The organism is Bradyrhizobium sp. USDA 4510 (assembly GCF_054059095.1).
Genome location: NZ_JBSSBT010000001.1, coordinates 333,168 through 353,513, shown reverse-complemented (window position 1 = coordinate 353,513; position 20,346 = coordinate 333,168). Strand labels below are relative to the sequence as shown.

Annotated in this window: 11 protein-coding genes, 2 tRNA genes and 1 pseudogene; 7 read left to right on the top strand and 7 right to left on the bottom strand. The window is 58.1% G+C overall.

Annotation, left to right across the window (positions count from 1 at the left end):
• Positions 1 to 51 precede the first annotated feature (51 nt).
• On the top strand, positions 52 to 438 hold the full coding sequence (locus ACVMDN_RS01660; protein ID WP_069279831.1) for a response regulator transcription factor: 387 nt from the start codon (positions 52 to 54) through the stop codon (positions 436 to 438).
• A 107-nt stretch (positions 439 to 545) separates the two neighbouring features.
• On the opposite strand, the gene ACVMDN_RS01655 is transcribed toward ACVMDN_RS01660, so the two are convergent.
• Entirely contained in the window at positions 546 to 1,892 is a 1,347-nt protein-coding gene (locus tag ACVMDN_RS01655) for an IS5 family transposase (protein WP_069280586.1), read from the bottom strand.
• A 481-nt stretch (positions 1,893 to 2,373) separates the two neighbouring features.
• Between ACVMDN_RS01655 and ACVMDN_RS01650 the strand changes: the two genes are divergently transcribed.
• Positions 2,374 to 3,258 (top strand): Effector protein NopP, encoded by an 885-nt coding sequence (locus ACVMDN_RS01650; protein ID WP_176731395.1) that lies wholly within the window; start codon positions 2,374 to 2,376, stop codon positions 3,256 to 3,258.
• Positions 3,259 to 3,741: 483 nt separating this feature from the next.
• Here ACVMDN_RS01650 and glmS read toward each other — a convergent pair whose 3' ends face one another.
• Positions 3,742 to 5,568, bottom strand: a complete 1,827-nt coding sequence (gene glmS / locus ACVMDN_RS01645) for a glutamine--fructose-6-phosphate transaminase (isomerizing) (protein WP_456835780.1) — start codon at positions 5,566 to 5,568, stop codon at positions 3,742 to 3,744.
• A gap of 1,368 nt (positions 5,569 to 6,936) precedes the next feature.
• Between glmS and gmd the strand changes: the two genes are divergently transcribed.
• Together gmd and fcl are read left to right on the top strand one after the other, a co-directional pair.
• A complete protein-coding gene (gmd, locus tag ACVMDN_RS01640; RefSeq protein WP_069279741.1) occupies positions 6,937 to 8,022 on the top strand; it encodes a GDP-mannose 4,6-dehydratase in 1,086 nt (361 codons plus the stop codon).
• Positions 8,003 to 8,959, top strand: coding sequence for a GDP-L-fucose synthase (gene fcl / locus ACVMDN_RS01635; RefSeq protein WP_069279742.1), 957 nt, complete (start codon positions 8,003 to 8,005; stop codon positions 8,957 to 8,959). The genes gmd and fcl overlap by 20 nt, the downstream gene beginning before the upstream one ends.
• 292 nt (positions 8,960 to 9,251) lie before the next feature.
• Here the strand turns inward: fcl and ACVMDN_RS01630 are convergent, their stop codons facing one another.
• Positions 9,252 to 10,376, bottom strand: coding sequence for an MFS transporter (locus tag ACVMDN_RS01630; RefSeq protein ID WP_456835918.1), 1,125 nt, complete (start codon positions 10,374 to 10,376; stop codon positions 9,252 to 9,254).
• 1,001 nt (positions 10,377 to 11,377) lie between these two features.
• The gene (locus ACVMDN_RS01625; RefSeq protein ID WP_069279743.1) at positions 11,378 to 12,268 is read right to left on the bottom strand and encodes a sulfite exporter TauE/SafE family protein; all 891 of its coding nucleotides are present in this window, start codon (positions 12,266 to 12,268) and stop codon (positions 11,378 to 11,380) included.
• A 265-nt stretch (positions 12,269 to 12,533) separates the two neighbouring features.
• On the opposite strand from ACVMDN_RS01625, the gene ACVMDN_RS01620 reads away from it, so the two are divergent.
• Positions 12,534 to 12,734 carry a hypothetical protein gene (locus ACVMDN_RS01620; RefSeq protein ID WP_141713617.1) on the top strand — a complete coding sequence of 67 codons (201 nt, stop codon included), beginning with the start codon at positions 12,534 to 12,536 and terminating at the stop codon, positions 12,732 to 12,734.
• Between the two features lie 221 nt (positions 12,735 to 12,955).
• Here ACVMDN_RS01620 and ACVMDN_RS01615 read toward each other — a convergent pair whose 3' ends face one another.
• Positions 12,956 to 16,048, bottom strand: a complete 3,093-nt coding sequence (locus ACVMDN_RS01615) for an efflux RND transporter permease subunit (RefSeq protein ID WP_456843590.1) — start codon at positions 16,046 to 16,048, stop codon at positions 12,956 to 12,958.
• A gap of 828 nt (positions 16,049 to 16,876) precedes the next feature.
• On the opposite strand from ACVMDN_RS01615, the gene ACVMDN_RS01610 reads away from it, so the two are divergent.
• Positions 16,877 to 16,952, top strand: a tRNA-Ile gene (locus ACVMDN_RS01610).
• 181 nt (positions 16,953 to 17,133) lie between these two features.
• On the opposite strand, the gene ACVMDN_RS01605 is transcribed toward ACVMDN_RS01610, so the two are convergent.
• Positions 17,134 to 17,538 (bottom strand): TylF/MycF/NovP-related O-methyltransferase, encoded by a 405-nt coding sequence (locus tag ACVMDN_RS01605; protein WP_069279745.1) that lies wholly within the window; start codon positions 17,536 to 17,538, stop codon positions 17,134 to 17,136.
• A gap of 991 nt (positions 17,539 to 18,529) precedes the next feature.
• Here ACVMDN_RS01605 and ACVMDN_RS01600 point away from each other — a divergent pair.
• Positions 18,530 to 19,534: pseudogene (locus ACVMDN_RS01600) on the top strand (tyrosine-type recombinase/integrase); the annotation flags it as partial.
• Positions 19,535 to 19,723: 189 nt separating this feature from the next.
• Here ACVMDN_RS01600 and ACVMDN_RS01595 read toward each other — a convergent pair.
• Positions 19,724 to 19,798: transfer RNA gene (locus tag ACVMDN_RS01595), tRNA-Glu, on the bottom strand.
• Between the last annotated feature and the right edge of the window lie 548 nt (positions 19,799 to 20,346).

Below are 20,346 nucleotides of genomic sequence, written 5' to 3'. Positions count from 1 at the left end.
ATGGTGGCTAGTGCCTCGGCAGCCGCTAGTCCCGCGCCAGGAGAGCTTGTCTTGTCCACGCCTTTGATTTCTGTCGTTGATGACGACGCATCGGTCCGTGCGGCGACAGAAAATCTTCTGAAATCGCGTGGCTACGTCGTTCAAACGTTTGCGTCGGCCGAGGAGTTCTTGAGGTCGCCGCGGTTGAACGAGACCTCCTGTGTAATTACCGATGTGCAGATGCCGGTTATGAGTGGGTTGGACCTGCTGGCGGAAATGCGGACCCGTGGCTATGGCGTGCCATTCATTTTTATTACAGCCTTCCCCAATGACCGCGTGCGCGCCTCAGCCCTGAGCGCGGGAGCGACCGGATTCTTGGCCAAGCCCTTCGCCGGACATACGCTGATCGAGCACCTCGATGCCGCACTGAGTGAGAATGGCGACGGCGCAGACGCTTGAAACAATCAGCCGACCGCCGACTTTTGTCCGGTCTGGGCGCCTCGCACGAGAGCCGATCTTTGGCCAGCCGAGCCCGCTCCCCTGTCGTTAGATTACCGTGTCGACCGTTAAGAAGCCGGATTGAGCTGAGCTGGACAGTTGAGCGTGCGCCAGAGCGAGACCAACAACAGGCGCAAAAGTTCTCTGAACCAGGCGAGGATGCGACGGAGGTTGTGTCCGACGGCGGAGAGAACGACGTTGGCGGCATCGCCGGCGCGGCCCTTGAGGTAGCACCGGCCGAGGTGTCCTTCGGCTTTGAGGTGTCCGATGATGGGCTCAATGGCGGAGCGGCGGCGCAGCTCACGCTTGATGGCGCCGAAAACACCGCGCTTCTGGCCGGAGATGAAGACGCGGCGGGGATTTTGCGCGTCGTGGCCGCGGTAGCCCTTGTCGACGTAGGCCCGCTCGATCGCACAGCCGGTGAGTGTCTCGGTGCGGTCCATAACATCCCGCAACGTGTGACCGTCGTAAGGGTTGTCGGGCAGCGACCTGGCATGCAGCACGAACAGGCCACCGGGGGCGCGGCGATTGTTGGTGACGATGGAGGCCTTTACGCCGAACTCATAAGGTGCGGCGGCCTTGCCCTTGCCGATGCACTCCACCTCCGGGGCATGGAAAGAATAAAGCTTGAAACCGCGCTGGCGCTGCTGCTGCGAGCGGATCTGCGAGGCCCGGCCAAGCGGGAGGGCGAACGCCTCCTCCAGCGTCGCCTCGCCCTCGATCTTGCGGCGGATGTCGCGGATGATCCGCCCCAGCCGGCTGCGCAGGATACGCAGCTGCCGCTGATGCCGGTTGAACTGTTTGGCATGAGCGTAACGGCCCGCCATCATCGCCGCGCTTTTGGCCACGCGACAATAGGATTGCCGCAGCTTGACCCCGTGCTTCCTCGCCAGGCGGTTCAGCCCCCGGATCGCTGCATGCAGCAGTTTGGCGTCGGTCGGGAAGCTGATGGCCTTTGGTTGCACTGTGGTGTCGACCGTGACCCGCTTGAGGTCCTGGCTGCGTAACGCACCGGTCTCGTGCGCCACCCGAAGGCTCTCGGCCAACAACTGCTCCAGCTTGTCGCCGAGCCGCTTGCGCCAATGGCTCAGGTCCGAGCGCTCGTGCGGGAAAACGTGCCGGAAAAACTCTTCGCCGGTGAAGAACTGGAAGTACGGATCGTGCACCCAGCGCTCGCACACCCCCTCATCGGACAGCCCGTAAATGTGCTTGAGCAACAGCAGCCCGATCATGAAGCGGGTCTCGATCCCCGGCCTGCCGTTCTCGCTGTAGAGCGGGGCGATCTCGCCGTCGATCCAGTCCCAGTCGATCTTGCCGGCAAGCAGAACGAGCTCGTGCTTCATGTTGATGATCTGGTCCAGCCGTGCCCGGAACAGATCGTTCGATCCCGTCGTCTTGTGCTTCTTCGGCCGCATCATCCCTCCGGTGCACCACAGAAGCACGGTTCACAGCGGAGAGGAATCCACAAAACGAATTTGCAAGGTTTGCGGCCATCAAGCCTCAAATTCCTGCAATCTCAAACGCCGTCAAATCCCAAAAACAGACTCCCGCTCAATCGCTTACAGGCTTGTTCACAGGCGACTACCGTTTGGCGCGGGCTGGGGCTCTTATTAGTTTTGTACGAGTCCTGTCGGACTGCCACTCCCGAGCTCGCCTGAGTCAATTTTAAACCCACTGAATGGTGAGATTGTATCGCGACCTCGGACCAACTTTCCAAGGTCAGGCGAAACCGCTGTGAACGGCCACGGCAAAGAGATCCGATCACGTAGGCACACGGTACAACTGCTCGAAAACTTGTAGTCAGCTTCTCGTCAGACAGTCTGACTATCAAGTCCCGCTCGGCCTTGGTGGCCCTGACACTCAAGACAACTTTCTTGGATGGGAGCGCGAACGCCCATGTACAATCGACTAGATGGCTCACCCAGCTTTCCATGGATGGGTAGTTCCGACTTTGATGGAATGACACAAATTGAAGCCGGCGGTACGCAGACAGATCAAGACCGACGCTTCGAGGAAGTCTTTTCCAGTTTGCAGATAGCGCCACAAACAGCCTATGCCCGTTCAACTTCGGCAGCAGCGCGGCCGTACTCACTAGCTGCCAAACCACCTGTCGTGGAGATCTCAAGCACCTCATTTCAGGAACTGTTGGAAGATTTCTATGGGGATGAAGTCCAGCATATCGCGGCCAATCCCCAGCAATACTCGCGGTCGGTGGCATTGAAGGCCGAACGAGCTGCGGACGTCGCCTATAATCATGGCAGGAAGGTCGGCTCGGACGACGCACGACATTTCAGCTATCAATTAGGAAACAAAAGCGTTGGACTTCTCCGAACGGAAGGAGGAGCTACCGTCGATGATGTGTTCAAGGAGGAAACCGCACGCGCCCGCTGGCAGGAACAGTTTCCCGGACGATCGGACATAACATCGACAATAGACTTTCGGGTTACGCATCCCCTGGTCGACAATGCAGGCGATATCTTGCTGGAGTATCAACTTCGGCTTGATGGCGATGAGCCCTTGGTCCTTTCTCACCCTGTGAATCCGGAAGCAAAAGCCCGTGCCGCAGCGTTGGGTTTTGTTGAGATAGGTGACTCGCTGATGGTCCTTGATCCTACCCAGCATCCCGACAAGTGGGGTAAGAATAGCCAAGGAGAATGGCAGCGAGAGAACAAACCTCGATTTTACCTTTCCAAAACGGCGGAGAGCGAAGGCAGAGGCACGGAACGTTCCGAGCGTGCAGGAAATACCTCGCCGGATTGGGAGGATGATGACTTTATGTAGGGGGACGTTTTGGCGCTCCGCGAGGCACGATACGCCCCCGCGAAGCTATCTGCATTCTGTATCACTTTAGTTCGTCAGTTCGGCATGCGCGAGGATTGGAGGTAGGACGAGGCTATTGGTGATCCATCAGGCATATCCGTATTTCGTTCGGGCTGGTTAGGGCTTGTGGAACTGATAGGTGCCCAGCTTGCAGCGTGAGCTGGGCTACCCGAAGCTAACGCACGCGGCATTGACGTTCGGAGAGGGACGAGGGCGCCCATGCGTCAATCACGAATGGAATCGGCTAAGTTCGCCTACTGAAGCGATCCGATCGCTTCCTTCCGATAGCGGTTAGGGTCAACCAAAGTGGCTTCCAGATCGCAGTCTCGATAAGTTCGGCGGGCGCGGCGAGCAGCGAGCAGTCGTCAATAGGAGTCACGACGACATGTTTATTGCATCCGCGGAACTGCCCGCAGGACAGCATATCGACGCTGCCGCGGCCATCTATTCAACTGTGACCGATTTGGCAAGATTGCGCGGCTGATCCACGTCCGTCCCCATAACGACGGCGGTATGATAAGCTAACAATTGTACCGCGACGGCATAAACCATGGGCGTAAAGCTTGCAGCCATATCTGGTAAAACAATGGTCATAAGCGTATCCACCGTCGCCTCCAAGGCGCCCCTTGCATCGGTGATCAAGATGATGTTGCCGCCTCGAGCGGCGACTTCTTGCATGTTCGAGACGGTTTTCTCGAAGACCCCGTCGTAGGGCGCGATCACCACGACGGGCACTGTCTCATCGATCAATGCAATCGGTCCATGCTTGAGTTCGCCGGCGGCGTAGCCTTCTGAGTGGATATAGGAGATTTCTTTCAGCTTGAGCGCGCCCTCCAAGGCCAGGGGCGCCGATGTGCCTCGGCCGAGATAGAGCACGTCGCTCGACTTGGCAACATCACGCGCGAGTTTCTCGATCTGCGGCTCGACCAACAGCGCTGCAGCAATTAGCCGCGGCAGTTCGATAAGTTCGCGTACAAGCCTCGATTCATCGATCTCGGATAGCTTACCGCGCTCTTTGGCCGCTGCGACGGCAAGGATCGCCATCACCGCCAGCTGGCAGACGAATGCCTTGGTGGAGGCCACGCCGATTTCTGGACCCGCTAGCGTCGGCAGCACGGATTCACTCTCGCGCGCGATAGTCGACGTCGGGACATTGACCACGGATATCGTGTGTTGGCCCTGGCTCTTGGCATAGCGCAACGCGGCCAGTGTGTCGGCCGTTTCCCCGGACTGCGAGATGACGATCGCGAGATCGCCCCGGCGCAAAGGCGCCTCCCTGTAGCGGAACTCGGACGCCACGTCGACTTCGACAGGCAGGCGGGCCAGCCGTTCAAACCAGTATTTGGCAATGTAGCCAGCATAGCTCGCCGTGCCGCACGCTGTAATTGAGATGCGCTGAATAGAATTGAAGTCGAACGGTAGTGTGAGCGGCAGGACTACGCGCTCGGCTGCCATATCGAGATAACGCGCCAATGTCTGTCCGACCATGGTCGGCTGCTCGTGGATTTCCTTTGCCATGAAGTGACGATAGTTCGCCTTGTCCACCAGGAGTGACGACGCGCCAGGCTTGGATGTTTCCCGATGGACGACAGTCCCGTCTGCGCCATAGATCACGCAGACCGCGCGGGTAAGCACGGCGCAGTCGCCGTCCTCAAGGTAAGTAATGGCATCGGTCAAGGGCGCGAGTGCGATCGCGTCCGATCCTAAATACACTTCGCCAGGACCATGCCCGATCGCAAGGGGCGATCCCTTGCGCGCACCGATCAAAAGATCCTCATGGCCTTTGAACAGAAATGCCAGAGCGAAAGCTCCGCGCAGCCGTGGCAGCGAGGCTTGTACCGCATCCTGCGGCGAGTAGCCATTCTTGAGGTAGGATTCGACGAGATGCGCCACCACCTCGGTATCCGTCTCTGAGCTAAGATGAGCTCCATTCCGCTCCAGTTCGGCTCGCAGCGCGTGGAAATTTTCAATGATACCGTTGTGAACGACCGCGACATTTTCCGTCGCATGCGGATGAGCATTACTCTCGGTCGGTTTTCCATGAGTTGCCCAGCGGGTGTGACCAATGCCGCTATGACCCGACGGCGGACAATGGCGTAGCCGTTCCTCAAGGTTTCTCAACTTACCTTTAGCGCGCCGGCGCTCGATACGGAGACCCTCGAGCGTCGCTAGGCCAGCGGAGTCATAGCCACGATATTCCAGTCGCTTCAGCGAAGCGACCAATTGCCCAGCGACCGGACCACGCGCCAAGATGCCGACTATTCCACACATATTGATCGATACAGCCCATGTTCAAAGAGTCAGGCGTTCCCACAGAGGGACCCATGGAATCTGCCTACCCGACGGTGATAGGTATCAAGCTCTCAATTTATTGCGGCTTCATGTATCGCCGCATTCGCAAGTGCGGGCTCGGTCTATTTCAACCATCATCGCTTTCTCCGGCCACGGTCTGCTTTTGGTTGTCTCCATCGAATACAAACAGCGATGACTGCGAATGGCGTGCCTCCTTAGAGGTGAGCCCGATATGCGGGCACGGTTGGTGGCTGAGTTCGGTATCCAATCCCGACACAAACAGACTCTTCGCTCGAAGGCGACGGCAACTGTCACCATCGCGTGGTATGCCCGCTGCGAGGATAGATCGCGCAAGCGGCTAGGCTTCATGGATTGAGGAACTTTGGCCAGATCGGCAGACTATTCATTCCAGAGTGAAGCGTCATGTCCTATTTGGCTCATCATCCTGATGAGCCACTCACGACTCTTCAGCTCAAATCCCAACAAAGCGAGCGGCGACGCGGCCGATCCGGTTAGCAGCCGACGCGGGAGCAACGGTCCCGACGCCTCACTGAGGATCTCCTCGAGAACCTTGCACCGGCTGTGCTCCTTCGGGCTGCTAGAAGGATGCGGCCTCACCGTGCTTTCCACATGTCTGCTACCGGTGTATCACACAGCCGCTCTCGCGTGGATCGTCTTTGTCGTTACTCGTCGGGATATGAGACTAGACGATTGCATCGAACTCTCTATTGTACGAACGTAAGCTATCGATATCGAAACGTTCGAAGAACTATACCGACGTTTGCCATTCTTTCTTATTCGGTCTTGCGTCGGTTTACACTTATTGAAAGGAGCGCTAGGCCGACGACCCTATTGACCAGATTGCGTGCTCTGTTCGGAAGTCAAAGGTACGGGAGCTTTGTAGAATACGATATCGAGGCCCAAGCTCATTGTGTGCTTGCATGGCGTAATTCCGGTAAGGGCGTCGGCAACTGCACCTCAGCAAACCACTCCGCCGGCTATGGCGAGACTACGCGAATATAACGTGCGCAAGATAGACAAGGAACATGGACCATCGGCGTCATCTCGTTGGAAACATCGCCCGAGCAGTATCCGGCTGCGCGTGATGGCGTTTGTCGTCCGGCTTGTTCGGTCAGGATGTGGACATTCAACTCAGTGGTCCCGCTCTCCAGTCGAGTAAATCAACGTATATAGTGCGCATTTCTATATGATGTGTATGACTAAAGCTAATGATCGTTCTCCTCTAATTGCGGGTGGTGCGCGCTTGCGCATCTAGATATCACGAGAAAGCGCTCCGCAACGCGCGTTTCAAGGGGCGCTTTCTTTCCAGCGCAACTAAGAGAGACCATGGCGGCTCAGGACTCAAAGCGGCGCGTTGCGCTGATCACCGGCGTTACCGGGCAGGACGGCGCGTATCTCGCCGAGTATCTGCTCGGTCTCGGCTACACCGTGCACGGGATCAAGCGCCGGTCGTCCTCGTTCAACACCGCGCGCGTCGACCATCTCTACCAGGATCCGCACGCCGGCAACGTGCCGTTCCTAATGCACTATGGCGACATGACCGATTCGACCAATCTGATCCGCCTGGTGCAGCAGATCCGGCCGACCGAGATCTATAACCTCGCCGCCCAGAGCCACGTCCAGGTCAGTTTCGAGAGCCCGGAATACACCGCCAACGCCGACGCGATCGGCGTGCTGCGCCTCTTGGAGGCAATCCGCATCCTCGGCATGGAAAAGGAAACGCGATTCTACCAGGCCTCGACCTCGGAGCTTTACGGGCTCGTGCAGGAGGTGCCGCAGAAGGAGACCACGCCATTCTACCCGCGCTCGCCCTATGGCGTCGCCAAGCTCTACGGCTACTGGATCACGGTGAACTACCGTGAGGCCTACGGCATGTTCGCCAGCAACGGCATCCTGTTCAACCATGAGAGCCCGATCCGCGGCGAGACCTTCGTGACGCGCAAGATCACCCGCGCAGTCGCCCGCATCGAGGTCGGCCTCGAGAACAAACTCTATCTCGGCAATCTCGACGCCAAGCGCGACTGGGGCCACGCCCGCGACTATGTCGAGGGCATGCACAGGATCCTGCAGGTCGACGAGCCCGGCGACTTCGTGCTCGCGACCGGCGAGACGCGGTCGGTCCGCGAGTTCGTCGAGCTGGCGTTTGCCGAGGTCGGCCGCAGCATCGAATGGCGCGGCAAGGGCGTCGAGGAGATCGGTGTCGACAAGGCGTCCGGCAACACCCTGGTGCAGATCGATCCGACCTATTTCCGCCCGACCGAGGTCGATCTTCTGATCGGCGACGCAAGCAAGGCGCGCGCCAAGCTCGGCTGGACGCCGAAGACGCCGTTCGCGCAGCTGGTGAAGGAAATGGTCGCCAGCGATCTCGTCGAGGCCAGGCAGGACGCGGCCAATGGCAAGCACGGCCTTTGAGCTGAAGGGCAAGACGGTCTTCGTCGCCGGCCATCGCGGCATGGTCGGCTCGGCGCTGATGCGCCGGCTGGCGCGCGAGGAGTCCGATCTCCTGACGGTGTCGCGCAACGAGGTCGATTTGCGCGACCAAACCGCGGTCAACGCCTGGTTTGCCGCGAAGCGGCCGCAGGCCGTGTTCCTCGCCGCGGCCAAGGTCGGCGGCATCGTCGCCAACAACACGCTGCGGGCCGAATTCCTCTACGACAATCTGGCGATATCGAGCAACGTGATCCAGGCAGCGCACGCCAATGGCTGCGAGAAGCTGATGTTCTTCGGCTCGTCCTGCATCTATCCGCGCCTGGCGCCGCAGCCGCTGCGCGAGGATTCGATGCTGACCGGCCCGCTGGAGCCGACCAACGAGCCCTATGCCATCGCCAAGATCGCCGGCATCAAGATGGCCGAGGCCTATCGCAGCCAGTACGGCGCCGATTTCATCAGCGTGATGCCGACCAATCTCTACGGCCCCGGCGACAATTATCACCCGGAATACAGCCACGTCGTCGCCGCGCTGATCCGCCGCTTCCACGAGGCCAAGGTCTCCGGCGCCGGCAACGTCGCGGTGTGGGGCACCGGCACGCCGCGCCGCGAATTCCTCTATGTCGACGATCTCGCCGACGCCTGCATCCATCTGATGAAGACCTATTCCTCGTCCGAACTGGTCAATATCGGCACCGGCGAGGACATCACCATTGCCGAATTCGCACTCATGGTCGCGGCCGCCGTCGGTTTTCGTGGTGAGATCAGCTTCGACACGTCGCGCCCGGACGGCACGCCGCGCAAGCTGCTCGACGTCGGCCGACTGGCGCGGCTCGGCTGGCGCGCCACCACCTCGCTGGAGGACGGCATTCAGCTAGCGTACCGGGCGTATCTCGCCGACAGCAAATGGACGGTACCTTAGTGAACTGGTAGTCCCGACAGCGGGTGCAAGCAGACCCATCCGAGCATCAGCGGACATTGGATATTCCAGCCTGGCCCAACGGCATTCATCAACAACAGCGCTCAGTTGGATGTCCGATCACCCGAGTGACTCGCATATCCTAGTTACGGCTCAGCCAACCAACTTGCAGGAAAAGAAGAATGGCCGTGATCAAGGCGTAGCGTTCTACTGCTAAAGTTTTAGACCTGATCGACGCTCAGCCTCTAACGCCGTCCCCCGTCTCTCTCGACTAACGAGCCTTAACGCCCCTCTGTCATACCATCCGTGCCGACAACGTGACGACGGACATGAGCGCACCCAACATCGCGAACGCCAAAGGCAAGCCAGTCATGTGTGCGACGAGCCCGATGCCAGCGGGACCCACCAGTATACCCGCGTAGCCAGCTGTCGTGATGACCGCGATCGCAACGCCTACCGGCATCACCTTCTGTTTGCCGGCGCGTCGACACAGTACGGGTACAACATTTGAAATGCCCAATCCAATAAGCAGGAACCCCGCCATGGCAATCAGCGCTACCGGCGCGGCGACCACAGCCAAGAAACCTATCATGATCGGCAGAGTTCCGAGCATCAATGTGGCACGGTCGCCGATTCGCTCCACAACGGCATCTCCGCCGAGGCGCCCTGCGGTCATTGCGATGGCGAAAAGCATACATCCAAGACCTCCGTGCGCCTCCGTGAGAAGATCTTCCCCAACGAGAAGCAAAGCGCTCCAATCAAGCATTGCACCTTCGACAAGAAAAGTGATAGCCGCGAGCGCCGCTATTAGCAGCACACTGCGATGGGGCAAGACAAACAATGGCCCCTGCTGTCTCAAGCTCGTTGCAGTCAACCGCGGCCAGGCCGACACTATCGCGATCATCATAAACGTCGAACAGACCAACGTCGAAGAAAGTGAACTAAGCTGAAGCGAGAGAAACAGGGTCACGGCAGCAGAGCCGGTGAATTCTCCAATGCTGTAATGGGCATGGAAACCGGACATCAACGGACGGCCGGTGGCTCGCTCCAATTCGATCGCATAGATGGTCATGGCTACATCGATCGAACCGAGTGAAACGCCGAAAGCAAACAGCGTGGCACCCAGCGCAAGAGGTGTTCCAGCGATAGCCAACCACGGCAGGATAAGCGCGAGGCCGAGTCCACCCACGAGGATAATGGGCTTGCTGCCGTACCGCGCGTTCGACACGCTGGTCAGAAGCATAGCGAGAACGGATCCTGTTCCGAGACAGAGCAGCAGAAGACCAAGCGTGCGGTCGTCTACCGCGAGCCGCTCCTTGGCAAGCGGCACCAACGGCGCCCACGCCGCGAGGCCGAATCCGGCAACGAAAAACGCAAGCCGCGTCCCAAGCAGGCTGGCAGCCCAATTGGCAGATGGTATCACTGGCACTCCTGAGAGAACGGGCTCGTAAGCGCGGCGCCCCTCACCCTGCGTGCGTGGCCTGCAAGCGGCCGCAACTCGACGATGATGAACTCATGTTGACATTTTCATCTCTGCAAATGCGATGCCATCGCAAAAGCTCGGGCCACCTCAGAAGGTGCGAGCGTCAAATAGGAGTGATCGCCAAGCAACCCGGATGCGTGTTACGGCCTATCTTCGCGGATGAGCAACCGCAACGAGGACGTCAGCCTTTGCCTTTTTCCGACAGTCAGAGGCGTGACAGCTCAATATCCCTTTGTCACAAAGCGTACAAAGTCGTCGGGCGCGCGTCCTTGGGTGTATTTCGAGGAGAAGGCTACGGCTGCCGCGAACACGGCCGCAAGTTCCGCGACAGCACTTGTCGACTCCACCAAGCATTGCCGCTGACGCTAGCATCTTTATGAACGCTCGAGCCAGTTCCGATCATGAAGAGGCGCGGATCACAAGGTTGGTGTTCGGATCGTTCAGCTAGCAGCTTAATGCCGACTTTGCATCGCTCCTTGTACGCTCCAGATCAGCAAAATCGGAGCGTTTCACGTACCTGCCCGAAGCTACCGGACAACCTGTGTAAAGTAGGAATGCGCCCGGCTGCTCTTTGGCAGGAGACGATGATCGCCGCACAATGAGCGGTGTTGATATCGATGACCGACGAGACGGCGACTCGATGTGCTTGTGTCTCGAGTGTTCCCTTTTCTCGATCAGCGCCCGCGGGCAAACGATCACAAGTATTTCGAATAGCGAGTCGGCAACATCTGCCTCCGACGCTTCAGAACTGAGATTTCAAATTCCCCCGCCTCGAAACACCGGATTGTCGTGGAACAATCAGCCAGTTGTCATGCCCTTATCCTTGGCGCCGACAGGGCCACATCGGCATCGCGCGCAGTCATCGATTGGCTTTGCTTTCGGGCCATTAGGATCCAGGTCGCGCGCGCGTTCGATACTGGGGCGCCCGCCGACATCGTTCAAGCGCTTATATCCGCGGCGCGCCGAGACCGTCGCTCTGACCAGGTCGGACCGTGCGTGGTAAAGAACGAATATAGCAGGCAAACATCGATCAGTATCGTCGCCGACATCACGCTATAAGCCCAGGAGCTCTGCACTAGATCGAGCTCGATCAGCACTCGTGACAGACCGAATCCGACGATCCAGGCATCAAAGCTCATGCAGATGCGTCGGAATATCTCGGGATCAAGCCGGCGCATGGCGTAGGATCCCAGCGGGATGCCGAGCACAACGCTGGGTATAAAGGCATAGAGCAGGCTGCCGCTTTCGGAGATGAACAGGCCTAGCTTGTAATAGACGAAGGCGGTCACGCTCGACTCAACCACGCGAACCAGGGCTAGACCGGCGCGAAATTCACTTCTGACCAGGCCCTGGTTGTTAAACAACATCGCCAAAGGCGGACCGGAGATGGTCGTCACTGAATAGAGGATGCCCAGCATCGAACCGAATGGTAGACCGATCAGCCAGCTAGCTTCGATAGGGCGGCGCCAACCTGCGGCTTGTAGCAGGATCAGGGGCAGTATGATCGTGTAGGTAGCGAATTTGATCCAGCCCGGCTGCAGCGAGGCCAACGCATAGCCGCCAAGCGCAATGCCCGGCAAAAGTCCAAGCAAGATGGGAAACACTCGTCTCCAAATTGCCGGCACGCCCTTCAGATTGATGAGGACGACGTATACGTTGACGAAGACCTCGATGATAACAATGGCGGGGTTGAGAACGCGATTGGTGTAGAAAACCAGCGCAAGAGGCACTGTGAGCGACGAAAACCCGTAGCCGATGGCTCCATTTACAAAGGACGCAAAGCACGTCGTTGCGGCCAGAAAAAACATAGCTGCATCAAACTCAGGCATTTCGATAACTTTCGCACTTCGGAGGGCGTCGGAGCATGTGTCAGGGAATCAGGCCTGAACATTGGCCATCAGGACTGAGGCAGATTCTGGCCTCCCGCTTGGCAGCTCACGCTGCCTCCATCGCGGCAGCGAACGTGGTCATGTGCATCGCTTCAACGTCTGCTCCTTAGTTGAGAAGCCGTGCTGTACTTTCCCACTACCTGACTGTGATCACTCAGCCAATACGACGGCGACGAGGAGAAAGTAATTCTATTACTAGCGGCATTTGGGTAATGGCAATGCCGCCCTTTCATCAAGCGAGCATGAATTCTCTCCGCCCCGCGGCGAGTACGAAATTGAGCGTTCTGCGGCCGTGAACGTCCAGCAATTCGCCGAGGCGGAGCAGCAACGGATCGCCGACGTGTTTTTTGCCGAGCATCTGATGCTCGCCAAGCTCGGCAGCACAGTCATGAAGATCTCGAAATGAAGCCGCCCCAGGCACCTTCGCTCACCACACCGGCGTCATGAACGATCGCATTTGTTAATGGTTTAGTCCTTCCCGCTGGCGAACGATGGTCGAAACGGGCGCAGCAACCAGGGGGCATCCTTCGAGCCCCTTCCCGAAATTCGGGCCCACCAAATCACCACGGCCGGCGGACAACGATCCAATCTAGGCCAGCAATCTCGTCAACCCGGAGTGGTTTGACATCAATGCTTGGCCAGCTGGGCATTAACGGCTCCCGCGAGGCCACCCTTGTCGTAGCCCGAACTCGCGTCGGCACGGTGATCGGATGCTATCGCAACATAGACCGCCGGCAACACGAAGAGCGTGAACAGCGTGCCGACAGACATACCGGCGACGATCACGAGCCCGATCGAGAAGCGGCTCGCGGCTCCGGCTCCCGTTGCGGTCAATAAGGGTATCAGGCCCGCGACCATCGCCGCCGTAGTCATCAAGATTGGACGAAGTCGGACGCGCGCCGCCATCTCTATCGCCGAGCGACGGTCAAGTCTCTGCCTGAGTTGCAGCTCATTTGCGAACTCAACCATCAGGATGCCGTGCTTGGAAATCAAGCCAACAAGCGTCAGCAATCCGACCTGGGTGTAGATGTTCATCGTCGCCCAGCCAAAGAATAGCGGTATCAAGGCGCCGACGATTGCCATCGGCACACTGATCATAATGATGATGGGATCGCGCAGACTTTCGAACTGCGCCGCAAGCACCAAGAATATGACGATCAGTGCAAATGCGAACGTGATGGCCAGCTGGTTACCCTCGTGCACATATTGCCGGGCGTCCGCAAGGAAGTCGTGGCTGAAGCCTGCAGGCAGCTTCTGTGCCTCCGCCTCCAGGAATTCCACGGCTTGACCGATCGTGACACCAGGCATCGGCACGGCCTGAAAGGTCGCGCAGTTGAGCTGGTTGTAGTGGGTGAGCGCGTTCGGATCAGTCGCAGTCTCGACCGAGACGACGGTAGACAGCGGAAGCATCGAGGCCGTCGCAGTCTTCACATAATAGTTCCCGATCGCTTCCGGGGCCAGGCGTTTCTCACGCGGCACCTGCGGAATCACCTCGTAGGAGCGACCCTGCAGATTGAAGCGATTGATATAGTTTCCGCCAAGTAGGATGGCGAGCGCGTTACCGACATTCTGCATCGTGATGCCAAGATCGTTGGCCTTGGATCGATCGACCTTGATTCGCACCACCGGCTGGTTGAACTCGAGATCAGAGTCGCTGATCATGAACAGGCCGCTCTTGCGTGCGGCGTCCTTCAGTTTCGACATCTGCTCATAGACAGATTGGAAGCCGAGCGTCGAATTGATCACCATCTGCACTGGCAGACCGTCCGATCCGCCCGGAAGTGCCGGCAAGCTAAAAGCAAATGCGTTGATACCTTCGATTTTGGACAGCTCGGCTTGGAGTAGGGACTTAAGAACTATCGACGATCGCTTGCGCTCGTCCCATGGCTTGAGCAACATGCCGGCCATACCCGCCTGCGAACCGCCACTACCGTTGAGCACGAAGCTCAAATCGGTCTCGGAAAACTTCCGAAGCGCCTTTTCGAGCTTGGCGCCGTAATAGTCGAGATAGTCAATATTGGCGTATTTCGGCGCCTTGGTTAGTGCGAATACAATCCCTTGATCCTCCTCCGGCGCGAGTTCCTTGGAAGTGTTTACGCAGAGAAAGCCGACGAGGCCCAGCATGGTCACGGCAAACAGCCCGGTAATTGGGCGATAGTCGAGCGAGCGGTCGAGCTTGCGGCCATACCAGCGTGTCATGGCGCCGAACACACGGTTCACAATTCTAGCAAACCGTCCCTCCTCAGCGCCCCTCAGGAAGACCGAGCACATCATGGGCGATAGCGTCAAAGCGATCACGCCCGACACGATCACCGCCCCCGCCAATGTAAACGCGAACTCGCGGAACAGCGCACCGGTGAGGCCACTAAGAAAGCCGATGGGGGCGTATACGGCGGCCAACGTAATCGTCATGGAGACAACGGGGCCAACGATCTCGCGCGCGCCTCTCGCAGCAGCCTGCGGGGGCGGCGCACCTTCTTCTAGATGGCGATGAATGTTCTCTACCACGACGATCGCGTCGTCGACCACGAGACCGATCGCGAGCACCATCGCAAGGAGGGTAAGCAGATTGAACGAAAACCCGAGCGCCAGCATCATGCTGCAGACACCGACGAGCGACAACGGAATAGTGACGACAGGAATGATGACCGACCGCAGCGAGGCCAGGAAAAGGAAGATCACCACCACTACTATCACGATCGCCTCAATGAGCGTCTTCTCGACTTCATCGATCGACGATTGAATGAATTTGGTAGAGTCGTAAGCCACTTTCATCTTCAGTGATGGCGGCAGGTTACGCTCCATTTCCGGAAACATCGCCCGAACGCCTCGCGCTATGTATAGCGGATTGCCTTGCGGGCTCGCCCGCACGCCGATGAAGACCGCGTGCTCGCCGTTCATGGAGACGCTGACGTCTGCGGTCTGCGCGGCAAGCTCGATTGTCGCAATATCCTCCATGCGCACGAAGCCGCGGTCTTGAGCTTTGACAATCATGCGCTTGAAGTCATCGACACTCCGCAGGTCGGTGTTTGTCGTGACATCGGAGACAGTGAAATAGCCCTTGGTCTGGCCGGCCGCGGTCTGGAAGTTGTTGGCGGCGATTGCAGCCGAAACATCAGCAGGCGACACGCCGTGCCCCGCCATTTTCGCAGCATCGAGCCATAGCCGCATCGCAAAACTTTGGCCGCCCAGGATGTCTGCCGCCGCGACGCCGTCTACCGTAGACATAATCGGTTGCACGACGCGCGAGAGATAATCGGAGATCGCGCTGGCCGTCAGCTCCTCGCTGGAGAAGGCGATGTACATGACAGCGGTTGCCTGACCGGTTGATTTAGTGACAACCGGATCGTTTGATTCCTTCGGGATCAAATATTTGACTGAGTTGACCTTAGACAGCACCTCGGTGAGTGCCTCATTGGGATCAAAATTGAGCTTGATGTAGGCTTGGATCGTTGAGGTACCGAGCACCGACGAGGAAGTGACGTAGTCGACGCCCTCTGCCGAAGCGACGGCCTGCTCCAGGGGATTGGTGATGAACCCCTGGATCATGTCGGCGGATGCGCCAGGATAGGATGTCGTGATATTGACGACTGTATTGGATAGCTTGGGATACTGGCGGATCGGTAAAACGGCAGCAGCGCGAAGGCCGATCAGCAGGATCAGGAGACTGACGACGATAGACAACACCGGACGTTTGATGAAAAGCTCGGTAAATGCCATCTCGACTCGCATTCAAAGAGGGTGACGCAAATTCGCGGCCAAGTCGCGCTAGGCCATCGTCATCAAAGGCGACCGCGGCGAAGCCACTATTATGAGGGAAGCGGAAACGGGTGCTCTAAAGGCTTACATGCTTCCCAAGCAGAGAGCTCAATCCTCCGCTTCTTGCATCCTGGTTGCTTGGATTAACTCAGCCCCACCGTTCGGATCGCAGATCGCGATCTCGAACAAGAAGCACCTTCGCAAGATCAAGACCCATGTCTTTTTGCGCACAATCACCTGAGGTCCACCTCAAGATGTGGACGAGCGCTCACGTGTTTCCATTTAATCTTGTCCTTAGGTCTGAATGGGACTCAACTGCTTCCGGCAGCGATTCAAGTGAGCTTAAAGGCTTCGCCCGTTCAATCGAATGCCCAGCTTCAACATCGAAACTAGAAACAACGTGACGGATGCACAACTCTACAAAGGTAAGCGAGTGATATCGAATGGGCTGCAAACCCTATACCAAGGTTTGTCAAAACGAACTCTGATCACTACCGCGCGAGACTTGTGGCGTTGCCAGACAGAAAGCTCGCGGTCCGTTTTAGCTGACTGAAGTGAGTCGGTGACTTTGCCGCAGAATGAGCGGCCTGCTAATTCTACGCACGTCGCGCGCTTACAGGATGACGCATGACAACTGCGCCAAAGCAGGCTTGAAGGTCGAATTTAAGCTTCAGAGAACGGAAAGGAAAACCTGCGGAAAAGTCCGAAGCGCGGGCGCGGAAGCGTGGCTCAACCTTGCCGGAGCGCCAGACAAATTGTAAACGATGCTGCGCCGTCGTCTCAGCAGCGGGGCCTGTAGCTCAATGGTTAGAGCCGTCCGCTCATAACGGACTGGTTGCAGGTTCGAGTCCTGCCAGGCCCACCAGACGACACACGCACGCACGCGGAGACACCTGGCGCCGACGATCTTCCGCGAGCAGCGATCCTGCTCTTTGCGCCATTCCCCTGACATCACGTTATAGATTGTATTGTCGATCCGGCCGTCGAGCTTGTCGACATGCATGGCGCAGGCGTCGCGTCAGACGGTCGTATTCGGCTTGCAGCCACTACGTACCCGTCGTCAGTACACAAGCGGCCTGTTGCCCCGAATACGATATCCAATTAACACCATAGTTGGTCTCACCTATGAATTCGTCGAACGCTAATCTTTCATGCTTCTCGAACCCTACGTAGTTGAAGTATTCGTCAAACACGATAACGCATCCCGGACGAATCTGAGACTTGAGACCCGTAAAAATACTTCTTGTGCTTGAATGTATGTCGCAATCGACGTGGATGAACGCAATGGCCAGCTCGCGCTGAGCAAACGCCGGAATCGTCTCATCAAACAGACCAACAATAAGCTCTACGTTCTCCGGAAGCATTGTCGACAAAGCTTCGGCAACCTCGCCGGAGGATCTTGCTAGCCTATCAATTGCCGCCAATAGGCGATCATCAACCGTTTCTTCCATCGCGTCATTCCTTTGACTACGCAAAGGTCAATTGCTCTCGCCGATCCCAACGAATTTATCTCAATGATCCTCGGAGAAGCGGTGACTTTCAAAGAAGCATTTCTTGGGCCAAGTAGCCGGCTTTTCGGCGCCGACCCTCGAGCGGCATCCAATTTTCACCAGGCTCTGCAATGCCTGGTCTAGTGACCAGTCGTTGGTCCGTGCACGCGCAAGACGTCGCGTCCCAGTTGGTAGATGGATCCCGCAAGGTCCGTGTCGTCCAACGAGGGAGCCAGATGGAAATCCGTCGAGCCTACGCGAAGTACGAAGCGCAATCAGCAGCCCCGCACCTAGAGCCGGGCGGCATCAAGTTCAGGCGTTAGGCCGGCAAGACTTTGGAAAGTGGTCAGGATCTAGAATCGGGCTGATCTCCTACATGTGTGCTGCGGGCTTTGACGCAAGCCGCCGTCGGCGGAGCGGAACGAAAGGCTCAATATTGGTGACCGTTGTGTTGCCGTCGATGACCTCATCGGCGATCTGGTGTGTACGTGTTATTCATCCTACCAACCAGCAGCGTTCGGTCCTGATTGTCACATCAGCTCTTGCGACCCATGCCTTCCTGACCGACCTGCTCGCGGGAGCCTCTTCTGTTCCTTCACAGCGGCCCGACATTCATCGACGAGAATTTTGAGGCTGAACACGCATTGTCCCGTGCTAGCATCCGATTTGTGCGCCACTGCACGCATGGGCTTCCGAATCGGACCGCGCGCCCTTGCTTGGACGAGCCAAGCACCTTCATGTTGCGATGCACAGATCGGCGGAATGGATCGCCTGTCATAGGGCATCGCGATGCCACGGCAAACAGCGCTACCGCCATCACTGGCACCACGGCTCATCAGTCGCGAGGCCGCCGCCGCGTACGTCTGCGTGTCACCCAACACCTTTGATGAGATGGTGAAGAACGGCCAAATGCCCCGAGCACGATTGCTCGGGGAGCGGCGTCGGGCTTGGGATGTCCGTCAACTTGACATCGCCATTGATGAACTGCCTTCCGATGGCAATAATACCCGCGTTGACGACACGTGGAAGGATATCGATGCCCCGCAAGCTGCCGCTTCACGTCGAGCGTAATCACGTCAAGGGCCATACGTATCTATCCTTTCGACGTGGGAAAGGACCTCGCTCTCGTCTGCCGAATGACCCCACGAGCGAAGAATTTATGGTGGCATACCAAGCCGCGTTGCTCGGCCAATTCGTACCGGTCCGAGATCGGTTTGTGCCGGCCGCGCCTGGCACTATCGCGGCGCTCATCGCCTCCTACATGAAGAGCGCCGAATACGTTGGCCTCCGTGACACGAGCAAGACGGGCTACATTGGCCGTCTTGAGACGCTCCGGATCGAACACGGTCATCGCACAGTCGCCGGGCTCTCGCGCGAGCGCATCATCACTGGCATTCTTCAACCCTATGCGAATCGCCCAGGTGCGGCACTCGATACACTGAAGAAGCTGCGGATACTGATCCGTCACGCGATCAACATCGGATGGCTGAAGCATGATCCGTCATTGGGTATCAAGCGGCCGAAGATCAAGAAAATTCGGTCGTGGACCGACGACGAAATTGAGCAATTCAAAAAATGCTGGCCGCTCGGGACCAAGCAGCGCACTGCGTTTCACCTGTTCCTCAATCTGGGTCAGCGTCGCTCCGACGTAGTCAGGATGGCGCAGACGCACATCACGCCAGAACGCAAGATCAGGATAAAGCAACAGAAGACTGGGCGCGAGCTCCTCATCCCGTTGCATCGGGACACCGTCGAAGCGCTCAACGCATATGACATGCAAGGCGTCGTGATCATTACGACTGCTTATGGCAAGTCCTTCACCGTTGATGGTTTCAGTGGATGGATGCGCGACGCTATCTCGAAGGCCGGACTGCCTCTCGATTGCAAGCCGCACGGTTTACGGAAAGCCGCCGGACGTTTGCTCGCCGAAGCCGGCGCAACGGCGAAGATGATCATGTCTGTCCTCGGACACACGACGCTAGCTGAAGCTGAGCGCTATACGGAGGAGGCTGATCAGGCGGCCCTCGCTGAAGACGCGGTGATCAAGCTTGAAGGACGGAACGCGAACAGGATTTCCCAAACCGCTTCCGCAGGTTTGGGGAAAACGCCGAAAACGAAAGGGAAATCAAGTCGAAAGGTCTCAGGCTGGCGCTCCCTAGGGGAATCGAACCCCTGTTTCAGCCTTGAGAGGGCCGCGTCCTAACCGCTAGACGAAGGGAGCGTTGAGAGGCAAGGCAATAGCCTTGAAATCCGGCCGCCGCAAGATGCCTTGTGCATTGCGGCGGGGATTTTGTCACGCATGCTTTACGAACGCCCCCGGGAGCATCCGGCGCCATAGCGCTGGATTCCGGGTTCATCGCCGCGCGATGCCCCCAGTGCGCAATCGCGCACCGGGGACGGCGGTGCCGGGCGAGATGCCGCGCGTGCCTTTGCCCGAGCGCGTCGCACCTGCACGCGACAGTGGCACCGCCCTCGCGATTGCATGATGGCCACCCTGAGATGTCATGTCGTCGTCGTGCACGGCCCTGCTTTCGCCAAATGGCAATGCAAAACACTTGGCTGTGAAGTCACCCGGCGTCCGTCTCTGCTAACATCGCAGCCCTTCACCATGCTGCGCCCCGCACGGCGCCGGACAAGCGAGAGGAGTGCTTGGAACAAAGCGCAAGCGCTTGACGGCCTTGGCGCACGGCAGATTTGGCTCACGAATATCTTGGCACAACAAACATCAGCGCGGTCGCAGGCCATGGAAGACGTTCCGCACCTCGCGCC

Bases quoted from the DNA above. Each gene is read 5' to 3' on its own strand.
- ACVMDN_RS01650 (WP_176731395.1), top strand. From the start codon at position 2,374: ATGTACAATCGACTAGATGGCTCACCCAGCTTTCCATGGATGGGTAGT.
- glmS (WP_456835780.1), bottom strand. From the start codon at position 5,568: ATGTGTGGAATAGTCGGCATCTTGGCGCGTGGTCCGGTCGCTGGGCAA.
- ACVMDN_RS01625 (WP_069279743.1), bottom strand. From the start codon at position 12,268: ATGCCTGAGTTTGATGCAGCTATGTTTTTTCTGGCCGCAACGACGTGC.
- ACVMDN_RS01615 (WP_456843590.1), bottom strand. From the start codon at position 16,048: ATGGCATTTACCGAGCTTTTCATCAAACGTCCGGTGTTGTCTATCGTC.
- fcl (WP_069279742.1), top strand. From the start codon at position 8,003: ATGGCAAGCACGGCCTTTGAGCTGAAGGGCAAGACGGTCTTCGTCGCC.
- ACVMDN_RS01655 (WP_069280586.1), bottom strand. From the start codon at position 1,892: ATGCGGCCGAAGAAGCACAAGACGACGGGATCGAACGATCTGTTCCGG.
- gmd (WP_069279741.1), top strand. From the start codon at position 6,937: ATGGCGGCTCAGGACTCAAAGCGGCGCGTTGCGCTGATCACCGGCGTT.
- ACVMDN_RS01605 (WP_069279745.1), bottom strand. From the start codon at position 17,538: ATGGAAGAAACGGTTGATGATCGCCTATTGGCGGCAATTGATAGGCTA.